The sequence below is a fragment of the Streptomyces sp. NPDC006624 genome, from assembly GCF_040611555.1.
In the GTDB taxonomy this organism is placed as follows: Bacteria; Actinomycetota; Actinomycetes; order Streptomycetales; family Streptomycetaceae; genus Streptomyces.
Genome location: NZ_JBEXOM010000015.1, coordinates 120162 through 133304, shown reverse-complemented (window position 1 = coordinate 133304; position 13143 = coordinate 120162). Strand labels below are relative to the sequence as shown.

Annotated in this window: 6 protein-coding genes; all 6 read left to right on the top strand. The window is 72.0% G+C overall.

The features are described 5' to 3' along the window. Positions 1-228: 228 nt before the first annotated feature. On the top strand, positions 229-1212 hold the full coding sequence (locus tag ABZY20_RS25740) for a TauD/TfdA family dioxygenase (protein WP_356444061.1): 984 nt from the start codon (positions 229-231) through the stop codon (positions 1210-1212). After that, a complete protein-coding gene (locus ABZY20_RS25735) occupies positions 1209-2174 on the top strand; it encodes a TauD/TfdA family dioxygenase (RefSeq protein WP_356444059.1) in 966 nt (321 codons plus the stop codon). Before ABZY20_RS25740 ends, ABZY20_RS25735 begins: the two co-directional genes overlap by 4 nt. 124 nt (positions 2175-2298) lie before the next feature. After that, a complete protein-coding gene (locus ABZY20_RS25730) occupies positions 2299-2982 on the top strand; it encodes a DUF6875 domain-containing protein (RefSeq protein WP_319594966.1) in 684 nt (227 codons plus the stop codon). Next, positions 2979-10061: an amino acid adenylation domain-containing protein gene (locus ABZY20_RS25725; protein ID WP_356444057.1), complete on the top strand. Its 7083-nt coding sequence runs from the start codon at positions 2979-2981 to the stop codon at positions 10059-10061. Before ABZY20_RS25730 ends, ABZY20_RS25725 begins: the two co-directional genes overlap by 4 nt. Continuing rightward, positions 10058-11887 carry an asparagine synthase (glutamine-hydrolyzing) gene (gene asnB, locus ABZY20_RS25720; protein ID WP_356444055.1) on the top strand — a complete coding sequence of 610 codons (1830 nt, stop codon included), beginning with the start codon at positions 10058-10060 and terminating at the stop codon, positions 11885-11887. Before ABZY20_RS25725 ends, asnB begins: the two co-directional genes overlap by 4 nt. 301 nt (positions 11888-12188) lie before the next feature. Then, a complete protein-coding gene (locus ABZY20_RS25715; protein ID WP_356444053.1) occupies positions 12189-13121 on the top strand; it encodes a hypothetical protein in 933 nt (310 codons plus the stop codon). Positions 13122-13143 lie beyond the last annotated feature (22 nt).

The window sequence follows — 13143 nt, the reverse complement described above, 5'->3', positions numbered from 1 at the left end:
CGAGACCGAACTTGCCTGTGGATGCGAAGCGTTGATTCGCGACAGTGCGCGACGCGATGTCGCGCGCATTCCGCGACGAACCGCGACACTTCCGAGTCTGGATCCGCTACAGCCGCGTGCGATGTGCTGCCGGGGCCCGAGCGAACCTCCCGGGCTGCAGCGCCACCTGGCCGCCGTCCGGCACGGACAGGTGATGGGCTGGGCCCCGATCTCCGAAAGGGTCACGAGGTGCATCCTCCTGGCACGCTGTCCACGCTGACCATTACGCCGCTGGCCGGTCACATCGGTGCGAAGATCACCGGTGTCGACCTGTCGCGGACTCTGGACGAGCCCCTCCGCCGCAAGATCTGGGCGGCGGTCCTGAAGTACAAAGTGGTGTTCTTCCCGGGCCAGCGGTTCGGGCACGCCGAGCACGTGGCGCTCGCCCGGCAGTTCGGGGAGCTGACCCGCCGCCCGGCCCCGCACTCGGGCGCCGCTCCGGACGGTTTCCCGGAGATCCTCGAAATCGACGCTGAGGCGGTCGACCCGCGCTACGGAGTGGACTTCGAGGAGCACTACCGGCAGCGGTGGCTGGACTACACCGCGGGCTGGCACACCGACCTGACCCCGGCAGTGAACCCGCCGGCCGCGTCCATCCTGCGGGCGGAGACGGTCACGGCGTTCGGCGGGGACACCCAGTGGACAGATCTGGAGGCCGCCTACGCCCGCCTGTCGGAGCCGGTGCGCACGCTGGCCGACGGACTGCGGGCGGAGCATGCGTTCTTCGCCGGCTGCCAGATGCTGCTGCACGACCGGCTGGACGCCGATGTGCTGAAGCTGGCCCAGGAGCACCCGCTGGTGTCCGAGCACCCGGTAGTGCGGGTGCACCCGGAGACCGGACGCCGGGCGCTGTTCATCAACCCCGCCTCCACCAACCGGATCTGCGGCTTCACCCCGGCGCAGAGCCGCGCGCTGCTGGCGTTGTTCTACGAGCAGATCACCCGGCCAGAGTTCACGGTCCGTTGGCGTTGGAGCGCGGGCGACGTCGCGTTCTGGGACAACCGCTCCACCGCCCACCTGGGCCCGGCCGACGCGCCGCCCGGGGAGAAGCGCACGCTCTTCCGGGTCACGCTGCTGGGCGACATCCCGGTCGGCCCGGACGGCGAGCCGTCCCGTGCCATCGCAGGCAAGCCGTTCGCCGCCCTGCCCGTCCGCGAGGGAGTCCGCGCATGACCACCACCACGGAAACACTCACGGTTGCCCGGGTCGCCGGGCACATCGGCGCCCTCGTCAGTGACGTGGACCTGGCCGCTCCCATGCCGGAGCCGGTCGTCGCCGCGATCCGGGCGGCGCTGCTGGAGCACAAGGTCCTGTTCTTCCGCGGACAGGAGCGCCTCGACCACGCCACGCAGGTGGCGTTCACGGCGCGGTTCGGGGAGCTGACCGGGCGAGCCCGGCCGCAGAGCGGCGGGGCGCTCGACGACTTCCCGCAGATCCTGACGATCTCCCCGCAGATCGACCTCGACGCCTACGGGCTGGACTACGAGGAGCACTACCGCTCCCGGCTGCATCACGGCATCGGCGCCTGGCACACGGACATGTCCCACGCGGTCAATCCGCCGGCGGGTTCGGTCCTGCGCGCCGAGACGGTGCCCTCGCACGGCGGCGACACCCAGTGGACCAATCTGGAAGCCGCCTACGAAGGACTGCCGCAGGACCTGCAGCACTTCGTGGACGGTCTGCACGCGGAGCACACCTTCTTCGCCGCGTACGACATGAGCCCGTACGACGAGACGGACCGGCAGATCCTGGAGAGGGTCAACAGCGAGCCGCTGGTGGCTGTCCACCCGGTGGTGCGGGTGCATCCCGAAACCGGGCGCAAGGCGCTCTTCGTCAACCCCGCCCGAGTCCGCCGGATCGTCGAGCTGAGTCCGGTGGAGAGTCGGCACCTGCTGGAGCTGCTGTTCCAGGAGGTCACCCGGCCCGAGTACACGGTGCGTTTCAGTTGGGAGCCGGGGAGCGTCGCGTTCTGGGACAACCGCTCCACCGCCCATCTGGGTGTGGGCGACTTCGCCCACACCGGTGAGCCCCGGGTGATGCACCGGGTCACGCTGCTGGGCGACCGGCCGGTCGGCCCGGACGGCTTCACCTCCACGCAGACCGCCGGCCGGGAGCTCGCCGCCTGCCCGGCCTGACCCTGTCCCGAGGCGGCGCCACTGTCCCGGAGAACCCGCTCCCTGGCCTGCCGGGCCGCCCCGCTGATGGCGGCGGCCCGGCACCACCCACGCCTGTCTGCGCTGTCCTGAGAGGTGAGTTGCCGTGCGCCCGCACCCTGTGGGCTACCCGTTCGAGCCCGGATCACTGACCGACACCGAAGGCGCACCGTCCCTGTACGACCGCTACCCGGCGTACGGCCGGGCGATGGAGTGGCTGGACGAGTTCGTCACCCAGCCGCACCCCGGCCTCGGCCGGCCCGGCGCGGTCTGCCCGCGCCTCGCTCCGGCGCTGCGTCGCAACCTCGTCCATCTGGTGGCCGTCCGCACTGTCACTGGCTCCTTGGGCGAGGCAGTAGATACAGGCCATGCTCTGGCTGGTCTCTACCAGGAGCTGTTCCCCGACTCGGAGTCCTTCCGGGCCGGCGCGTTACTGGCGTTCTTTCCCGGCCTGCCGCCCGAGGCGGCGACGGAGTTCATCGACAACGGGCATGCCCGGCTGCGGATGGACTTCGTGGCGCGCGGCCTGATGATCGGCGAGTTCCATCCGCTGAGCACCGTGACCAGCGTGCGCAATCCGGACCTTGAGGTGATGCGCTGCCCGGTGCCGATGTTCGCCGTGCGCGCGTTGACCCGCCACGACGTGCTGTTCCTGGACCGCGCCGACACCCCACCCGATCAGCGGGCCCAGTACCTCAAGCACCTGCTGCACCACCTCGACGGCCAGCTCCCCGCCGCCGACCTCGAGCGCATCCACGCATCCATCGCCGCCTCGGAGGCATCCCCGTGACCATCAGCGCGACCACCGTGCGGCAGGCACCGAACCTGACGGCCGCGTTCGCACAGGTCTGCCGCCTTCACCCGGACCGGGTGGCGGTCCGTGACCGCGGGACGTCGGTGACCTACCGGCAGCTCGCCCGCCGGGTCGAGGAGCTCGCCGCCGGCCTGTCCTCCCTGCCGGCTCCGCCCGCCCGCGACAGGCTGGTCGCGGTGGCGCTGGAGCCGGGCACGGACGCCGTCGCCGCCGTCCTGGCCACGCTCGCCGTCGGCTGCCCCTACCTTCCGCTGGACCCGGCCGCCCCCGACGGCTACCTGGCCGACGTGCTCACCGACGCCCGCCCCCACGCCCTGATCGCCAGCAGCCGACAGAGCGATTGCGTACCCGCCGCCGTGCTGGACATCGACGATTTGGCCGCCTGCGGCCGCGACCGCAGCGCCCCCCAGCACGGTGCGGCGGCGCGCGCCGCGGATCCGGCGTACGCGGTGTTCACCTCCGGCTCCACCGGCCGGCCCAAGGGCGTGCTGCTGCCGCACACGGCCCTGCTGCACTCCACCGCGGCCCGCATCGACGCCTACGGCACCCCGGGCAGGGTGCCGCTGCTGCACTCCCCGGCCGTCGACGTGTACACCGGGACCCTGTTCTGGGCGCTGCTGTCGGGCGCCACCCTGGTCATCGCCCCGGCCGGGCTGCGGGATGTGCCCGCCACCGCCCGGCTGCTCCACGACGAGGAGATCACCGACCTGGTCTACCTCTCCTCCCTCTACCCCGTCCTCCTCGACTGCCTCCAGACCCTTGGAGGCCGACCGGCGGGGCTGCGGCGGGTGATGATCGGCAGCGAGCGGTGGGGCGAGAGCGTGATCGACCGGCACGCCGCGCTCCTGCCGGAAGTGGAGCTGTACAACGAGTACGGGCCCACCGAGACTGCGGTGTGGAGCAGCGGCGCCTGTGTGTGGGACGGCGCCGGCCGGCGCGCGCCGATGACGATCGGCCGCCCGGTCGCCGGGACGGGTTACCGGCTCCTGGACGCCGACGCCCAACCGGTCGGCGAGCCCGGCCAACGCGGGGAGCTGTACATCACCGGCGCGCAGCTGGCGATCGGCTACCTCGCACAGCCCGAGCTCACCACCGAGCGGTTCGTCACCCTGGACGACGGCGCACGCGCCTACCGCACCGGCGACCTGGTCGAACTCACCGAAGACGGCGTCGGGTTCGTCTTCGCCGGTCGCGTCGACCGGCAGCTCAAAGTCCAGGGGCAGCGGGTCGAACCGGCCCACGTCGAGTCCGTCCTCATGGCCCACCCTCACGTGGGCCTCGCCCACGTGACCGCCCGCCGCGACCCGGTGGCGGGCTCGGTCCTGGCCGCCTATCTCACCCCGCGGGCGGACGGCCCGCCGCCCGACACCGCGGTGGTGGGCGCCTTCGCCGCCGAGCGGCTGCCGTCGGCGATGGTGCCCAGGGCGTGGGTGGTGCTGGAGGAACTGCCGCGCACGGCCGCCGGGAAGATCGACGAACGTGCTCTGCCTGCCCCGTCCGCCCCGGCCGGCACCGGGAGCGGGCGCGACGGTGACGGTCCGGCGGACGAGATCGAGCGCGCGCTGGCAGCGGCAGCGGCCGAGCTCCTCGGCGGACAGGCTCCCGGGGTGACGTGCGACCTGCGGCAGCTGGGGGCCAGCTCCCTGGTCCTGATCCGGCTCGCCGCCCGCATCACCGCCGAGTTCGGCGTCGACGTGCCCGTCAGCGCCCTGTTCGCCCACCCCACGATCCGGCAGATCGCCCACCAGGTGCGCACCGCCCAGCCCACCGGCAGGCCCCCGCTCGTGGTGGCCGCGTCCCACGACCCTGACGGGACACCGCTGAGCGCCCAACAGCGGCAGATCTGGTTTCTGGGCCAGCTCGCCCCCGACTCCCTCGCCTACAACACCCAGTGCTCCCTGCACCTTCACGGCCCGCTGGACACCGGGGCGCTCGAGGCGGCGCTGTCACTGATCGTGGAAAGGCACGAGATCCTGCGCACCACCTTCCACGACCGCCCAACGGGCCCGGTGCAGAGCGTCCACGCGCCGTGGCGGGTGCGCCTGGAGACGGTCGACCTCACCGCCCTGCCCGAGCAGGACCGTGAAGAGGCCCTCGCGCGGTACGTCACCGACGACAGTCAGCAGATCTTCGACGTCGGCCGGCTGCCTTTGGTGCGCTGGACGTTGTACCGCCTCGGCGCCGAGCGGTGGACGCTGTTCCAGGCCGAGCACCACTTCGTGCACGACGGCTGGTCGGCGGTGCGGCTGCTGGGCGAGATCCGTGATGCCTACGCCGCCTTCGCCGCAGGCCGGCCACCGCAGCTGCCCGATCTTCCGGTGCAGTACCGCGACTTCGCTGCCTGGCAGCACGCCTGGACTTCGACCGGGGACTACGCACGCCAGCGCGCGTACTGGCAGCGCACCCTCCAGGGCGCCCCGGAACAGGGGGTGACGTTCGCGGAGGACTTCCCGCGTCCGGCCCGGCAGACCTTCAACGGCGCCTGCGTGCGCGCCGACGTCCCGGCCGCGACGGTCGACGCCATCGACGCGCTCGCCGCCCCGTACGGCGCGACCCGGTTCGCGGCGTTCCTGACCGCGTTCACACTGCTGGTGCGCTCCCACACCGGCGACAGCGACCTGGTGATCGGCTCGGCGCTGGCCAACCGGCGCGAGCAGCACACCGAACATCTGCTGGGCATGTTCGTCAACGCCCTTCCGCTGCGGCTGCAGATCCGTGAGGGCGACACCATCGCGGCAGCGGCCGCCCACGCGATGGACGTCCTGCTCGGCGCGCAGGACCACCAAGAGTTCCCACTGACCGAGATCATCAAGGACCTCGGCGTCCGCCGGGACCCGGCCCGAAACCCGCTATTCCAGGTCATGTTCGCCTTCCACGACAGTCCCCGCCCCGTCTTCGACGCGGCCGGGATGCGCGGTCGGCTGCACATCGACCACAACGGGTCGGCGAAGAACGACATCAACGTCGTCTGCGTCCCCCGCCCTCCCGCCCCCGGCTCCACGTCCGGGCATGACGGTGTGGAGGTGCTGTGGGAGTACAACCGGGACCTGTTCACCCCGCAGACCGCCCAGCACCTGCTGGACTGCTTCGTCCGCATCCTGCACACCCTCACCGACCCGCAGGCGTGGCAACAGCCCGCCACCGCGCTGGAGGCGCTCGATCCCACGCAGACGGCCCGCATTCTCGACCTGGCCGCCGGCCCCGCCACCGCCTCGTGCCCGGCGACACTGCACGAAGGGGTCGGCGCGCGCATCGAGCAGTGTCCGCAGGCGGCGGCCGTGGTGCAGGGCGGCCGCACGCTGACCTACGCCGACCTCGACCACGCCGCTACCACGCTCGAAGCCCAGCTCGACGCCCTGGGGGCGGGCCCCGGCGGCCGCGTCGCGGTGGCCTGCGGGCCCGGCCCGGAGCACGTCGCCGCGCTCCTGGCCGTTCTGCGGCGCGGCGCCGCCTACGTCTGCCTGGATCCCGCCGAGCCGGCGGAGCGGGCCGCCGCGATCCTCGCCGACGCCCAACCGGCGGCCGTCATCTGCACGTCCCGCACCGCCCCACGCGTCCGCGACCTCGCCCCCGGACGCCCCCTGGTGGTGGCCGGACAGGAGCCTGCCCCGCCCGCGCCTGCCCCGCTGCGCCGTCCCGACGTGCAGTCCAGCGACACCGCCTACCTGGTGTACACGTCCGGCTCGACCGGCCGCCCGAAGGCCGTCGTCGCCACGCACGCGGGCGCCGTCACCGCGCTCACCGCGCGCACCGCCTTCACCGGCGCCGAGCCGGCGCGCACGCTGGTGACGCTGCCGCTGCAGTTCGACGTCGCCGCCTCGATGATCTTCTGGACCCTGTGGACGGGCGGCACCCTGGCCTTCCCCGACACACGGGACGATGTCCGGGACCCCGCCGCCGTCCGCCGCCTGATCGACACCCACGGCATCACCCGCGTCAACTTCGTGGCCTCCTTCTACCGGCACTTCCTGGCCGCTCTGCCGGACGGCTGGGCGCCAGCGCTCGCCACCGTCGCGATCGGCGGGGAGCGCTGCACTCGCGAACTCGTCGAAGCCCACGCCGCCCAGCTGCCGGGCGTGGTCCTGGACAACGAGTACGGGCCCACCGAGGCAACCGTGTGGTGCGCGGCCGCCCGCCTCCACTCCCCCCAACAGCCCACCGACAGCGGGCGGGTGACGGTCGGCCGGCCACTGGCGGGCTACCAGCTGTACGTCCTCGACCCGAACCTGCGGCCGGTGCCGATCGGTGCACGCGGGGAACTGTGCGTGGCCGGGCCCGCAGTGGCCGCCGGATACCTGAACCAGCCCGAGCTCACCGCCGAGCGGTTCGTCACCCCGCACGCCGGGCCGCTGGCCGGGGTGCGTCTGTACCGGACGGGCGATGTCGGACGGCTGCTGCCCAGCGGGCAGTTCGACCTCGTGGGCCGCGTGGACGACCAGGTGAAGATCCGCGGGTTCCGGATCGAGCTCGGCGAGGTCCAGCGCTGCCTGGCCTCACACCCTGCCGCCACCGATGCCTGTGTCATCGCCGATCACACGGCGGATCCGGCCGGCCAGCTGATCGCCTATCTCGCCGCCCCGGCCGCCCCGCCCGGATTCGCGGCCGAGGTGCGGGCCTGGGCGGCCGAGCGGCTGCCCACGGCCATGGTGCCGGCCGACGTCGTGGCCCTGGAGGCGCTGCCGCTGACGGCGGCCGGCAAGGTCGACCGCGCCGCCCTGCCCGCCCCCCAACCCCCGGGGCTGAAGGGCGGGGAGACGGATGGCGCGGAGGGCGACGGGCTCAGCCGGGTGCAGCGCACGGTGCTCGCGGTGTGGAGCCGGATCCTCGGCCGCGAGAAACTGGGGCTGGATGAGGAGTGGTTCGCGCTCGGCGGGGACTCGCTCATGGCCATCCAGGCCACCGGCTGCCTGCGCGAGAACGGCCTTCCGGTGACGGTGGCCGATCTGCTGCAGGCCGCCACGCCCCGGGCGCTGGCCGCCCGCCTTGAGGCCGCCCCCGCCGAAGACGGGGGACTGGAGCGCCGCCCGGGCGGGACTGTCCTGCCGCTGACCGGGGCACAGGCCTGGTTCTTCGCGCAGTCCTTCGCCGAGCCGGACCACTTCAACCAAGCCCGCCTGTTCCCCCTCCCCGATGACGCGCCCACTCGGCCAGAAGACGTGCGGGACGTGCTGGATGCGGTGCTGGGCCGCCACGACGCCTTCCGGACCCGGTTCGCCCGCCGCCCGGACGGCACCTGGAGCGCCGTCCTGCTGGAGTCGACGGGTCCGGCCGTACTGGAGGAGCACCTGGTGCAGCCGGGCGACTCCGATCCCGACGCGGAGATTCTCGACCGCTCCCACCGAGGCTTCGACCTCGTGCGCGGGCCGCTGTGGCGGGCCGTGCTGTTCACCGACCCCGTGCACGGGCGCCGCTGGCTGCACCTGGTCGCCCACCACCTGATCACGGACGCGGTCTCCTGGGAGGTCCTGGCCCGCGACCTCAGTACCGCCTGCCGCCGCGGCAGCGGAGCTTTGCCCGTCGCGCCGGGCATCAGCGACGACCTCGTCGCCCGCCCGCCCCAGGCCGAGGAGGCCGCCTACTGGGAGGACCTGGCGGGCTCCCGTACGCCGCGCCTGTGTAATGGCGGGGGCGAGCGGGTCCCGTACGGCAAGCTCGACCACTACACCGGCGGCCTGTCCGACCACGCCACCGCCTATCTCCTCGAGACCGCCCAGCGTGAGGACGCCTCCGTACCGGGGCTGCTGCTGGCCGCCCTGCACTACGCCCTGGCCCCGCTCTCCCGCGGAGACGGCCTGTACGTGTTCGTCGAAAGCCACGGCCGGCACGATGTTGCGGCCGCGGACCAGATCGTGGGCTGGCTGACCAGCATCTACCCCGTGCATCTTGTCCCTGGCCGCCGGCACCGGGGACTGGTGGACACCGCGCGGGCGTTCACCCGGCAGTTGGAGACGGTGCCGCGCCAAGGCACCGGGTTCGCCGCAGCCCGCTACCTCGCACCTGCCTCACCGCTCGGGACACTGCTGGCCAAGACCGCCATGCCGGAGGTCACCTTCAACTACCTCGGCCACACGCACCCCGGCGGTACGTCCAACAGAGTTCCCATGGCGGCGGGTGAGGGGATCGGCGCGGGCAACGTCCTGCCCACCGCCGTGCACGTCACCGCCCACATCACCGACGGCGTGCTAGGCGTGCGCTTCTCCGTCGACCCGCATCTGCTTCCGCCCGGCACGGCCGAGCAAGCCGCCGCCAGGATGCTGGGCGCGCTGGAGGAAGCCGCGCGCCTGGTGCCGCTCGCTCCCCCACTGGACGGTGCAGGGGCTCGGCCGCACTTCCTGGTGCACCCCGTCGACGGCCGGGTGGACTGCTACCGGCCGCTGGCCGAAACCCTGAACACGGCCGGGTGGGACTGCTACGGCCTGCCTGCGGTCACCGGCCCCGACGCGGCCACCACCATCGACGCCCTGGCCGCCCAGTACGTGGAGCGCCTGAGGCGGGTGCAGCCGACCGGCCCGTACACGCTCACCGGCTACTCCTTCGGCGCCGCGGTCGCCTTCGCCATGGCCCGCGCTCTGGAGGACGTCGGCGAACGCGTCGACAAGCTCGTGCTGCTCGACCCGCCCCCGCCCCGTCCCAGCACCGCAGGAAGGGTGGGGGTGCTGGCCGGGCACGTCGCCGCGCTGCTGCCCGACCGCAGCATCGAGCAGATCCAGGCGGTCATCGCCGCTGCCACCGACGCCCATCCGGAGACGCAGTACGCCATCCTCGCCGACCGTCTCGCTCTGGCGGAGCCCGCCGACACCTTCGCCATGCAGCGCCTTCCCGTCCTGCTGCGCCACCACCGCGCCCTGGCCACCTGGCAGCCGCACGGCACCGTGGCGCACCTGCACCTGGTCCAGCCCAACGCGACGGCCGGACACCACCTCGACGGATGGCTGGATCACGGCCGCACCGTCGCGCGCAGCGTCGTGCCCGGCGACCACCACACCATGCTCCGCGACGACGCCCTGCCCCACCTGGCCGCCGTGTACCGCGACAGCGTTCGGAGGCCGTCATGAGCGGACCGGTGAGGTTCTCCGGCTGCGGCATCGCCGGCGTCTTCCACCTCACCGCGCCCCCACCAGCCAGGGCCCGGACATGGTCGGCGGCGGTGCAGCGAATGACCCAGGCCCTCGCGCACCGCGGCCCGCACGGAGAGGGACTGTGGGAAGGCGACGGCGTGATCCTCGGTCACCGGCGGCTGGCCGTCACCGGCCTCGGCGAGGCGGGCGCGCAGCCGATGACCCGCGACCACCTGACCATCGTCTACAACGGCGAGGCCTACAACGCCCCCGCGCTGCGCACGGAACTCGCCGCCCACTACAACTTCACCTCCCACACCGACACCGAGGTGGTGTTGCGGGCCTGGCAACACTGGGGTGCCGGCGCCCTCGACAAGCTCCGCGGCATGTACGCCTTCGCCGTCTTCGACGCCCGCACCCGCCAGTTGACACTGGTGCGCGACCGCATCGGCATCAAGCCGCTGTACTACCACCACGGTCACGGGTTCGTGATCTTCGCCTCGGAGATCGAAGCCCTCCTGGCCAGCGGACACGTTCCGCGCCGTCCCGACCTAGACGCCCTCACCCGGCAGTTGCTGTGTTCCACCACCCTGCCCGCCGACCCCGCACGCACGCCCATCGACCGAGTCCTGGCGCTGCCGCCCGCCACCGTGATGACCCTGCGACCGGGCGCGCGGCCGCACACCCGCACCTACTGGACCCTCCCCCACCAGCACCACTCCCCCACAGCCGGGTGCCCCAGGACCAACCGAGCGACCCGAGCAGATGAGTTCGGCCGGCTCCTGGAGGAGAGCGTGAGCGGGATGCTGATGGGCGACGTGACGGTGGCCGCGTTCCTCAGCGGCGGCCTGGACTCCTCCGCCATCACCGCCCTGGCGGCCCAGCACGCCCCCCTGCCCTGCATCACCACCACCTACACCACACCCCCGTCACCGGAAGCCGTCGACGACCTGCGGCACAGCCGTCTGCTCGCCGACCGCTTCAACGGCCGGATCCTCCACCACGTCGTCGCCCAGCCGATCACGCCCACCCTGGAGGACCTGGACGCGATCTGCGATCTGGCCGCGATCGGCGACGACCCCCGGCACCTGGCGATCTGGCGCAACTACCGGACAGTCCACGACCTCGGGCTGCGCGTCGTCCTCAACGGCCAGGGCGCCGACGAGATCATGGGCGGCTACGTCGGCCGCCCCTCAACGATCCGTCACCTCGTCGACGTCCGGCACCCCGCGTACGACACGGCACGCACGTTTGCTGCCTCCCGCCAGATCCCCGGTCTGTCCCACCACGCACTCGCGCTTCGTGACCGTGCCCACCAGGAAGTCCTAGACCTGCACGCCTCGCTGCCCGGCGACCCGGTCGAACGCGCCCATCGCCTGCTGTTCACCACCCAGCTCACCCGCGTCGTGCAGTTCGAAGACTTCCTCGGCATGCGCGCCAGCGTCGAAGCACGCTTCCCGTTCCTGGACCATCCGCTCGTCGAGTGGGCCTTCACCCAGCCCTTCGCCACCCACATCGACGCGCCCGCACGCCGCGGCAAGCTGCACCTCGCCGCAGCCATGCGCCGCCACCTTCCCCCCGCCCTCCTCCGCCGGCCCAAGGCCGTCTTCCCCTTCCCGGACATGCGCACCGTCCAGGCAGCACTAGCCGCGCTGGTCACCGAACATCGCGCCGAACTCCACAACGACCCGCTGGTCAGCAGCCTGTTCACCATCCCCACCGACGCGGCGTCCGCCGGCCCAGAAGCGCTGTGGCCGCTGCTCACGCTGTGGCGCTGGCATCACAAGCTCCGCGCCACCGCCCGCACCCCGGCGCCCGCCTGACGCTCCCAACCGCCTGCGCCGAGAAGGTGCACGTCCGATCCGCTTGCCCGGCCCCCTTGCGGACAGCCGCCACGTCCCGGCAGCGACGCCCTTCCGCCTTGCCCGCACGGCAGGGGCCATCTGCGAAACGGCGCCCCGATGCCCTGGCCGCTACCGGCTGCATGTTCCGCCGCACCGCGCTGCTCGACGGCCGACACGCAGAACTGATCCCGAGCATGCAGCCTCCACAAATGCCAGCGCCCTTCATCAGACCTCACCAGAGATCCCCGTCCAGCGGATCTGAATGCCGACAGAGAGCGCCATGTCGAAACTGGTAAAAACCGTCAACCTTGTATACCGGCCTGACGACTTCCTTCCCGGCCTCGCAGACAAGATCCTCAACCGGAAGAAGCCAACCCTCGCCGGGGCCGCCGAGCGCGCCGGCTTCACCTTGAGGCTCATCCCCGTCCATGAGCTGGTACCGGCATCGACCGACCGCCCCACACTCTGGTACCAAGACGAAGACCTGCTGAGCACAAGACAGTGCTTCCAGGTGGACGATTTCAGCTGGGATCCCCAGGCATCGCATTTCCTCAAGGCGATCTACCGAACCATTCAGGAGAGCGACTCCCTGCTGCTGAACCGCTCCATGGACGGACCCGAGTACCTGGCGACGGACAAACTCGCCATCGCTCAGCGCGCAGCAACACTCGGAGTTCCCACCCCTGAGAGCATCGCTGTTCCTTACGGCCGCCACGCCCGATCCGTGCTGCCCCTCGTCGAAGACCGCCTGGGCCGAGGCCCCTACATCCTCAAACCCCGGGAAATGGGCATGGGGTTCGCGGTACAGAAGATCGACACCTTCCAGCAGCTCTCCTCCGCCATCGACATGGTCGCCCAGGCCGGTGTCGGATACCTCGTGCAGCCCTATCTCCCTCACACTGCCGACACTCGCGTCTACCTGGTGGAGGGGGTGATCATCGCGGCACTGCATCGGTCCACCGGAGTAGGCGCCTACATGACCAACGTCAGCCAGGGAGGAGTCGGCAGTGTCGTACGCGGTTGGGACGACGTAGAAGAGCAGTGCCTCAGGATCGCGACGAGTCTTCAGGCAGCGTGCCTCTCGGTCGACTGGCTGCTGACCGATTCAGGGCCCGTCCTTGATGAATGGAGTACCGGATTCGGCAGCTTCCCTGACCAAGAGCCCGCCGTCGGGGACGCCTTCTTCTCCTGGGTGCGCAGCCAACTGGGCTGACCCGGCAGCACCAACAGAGGGA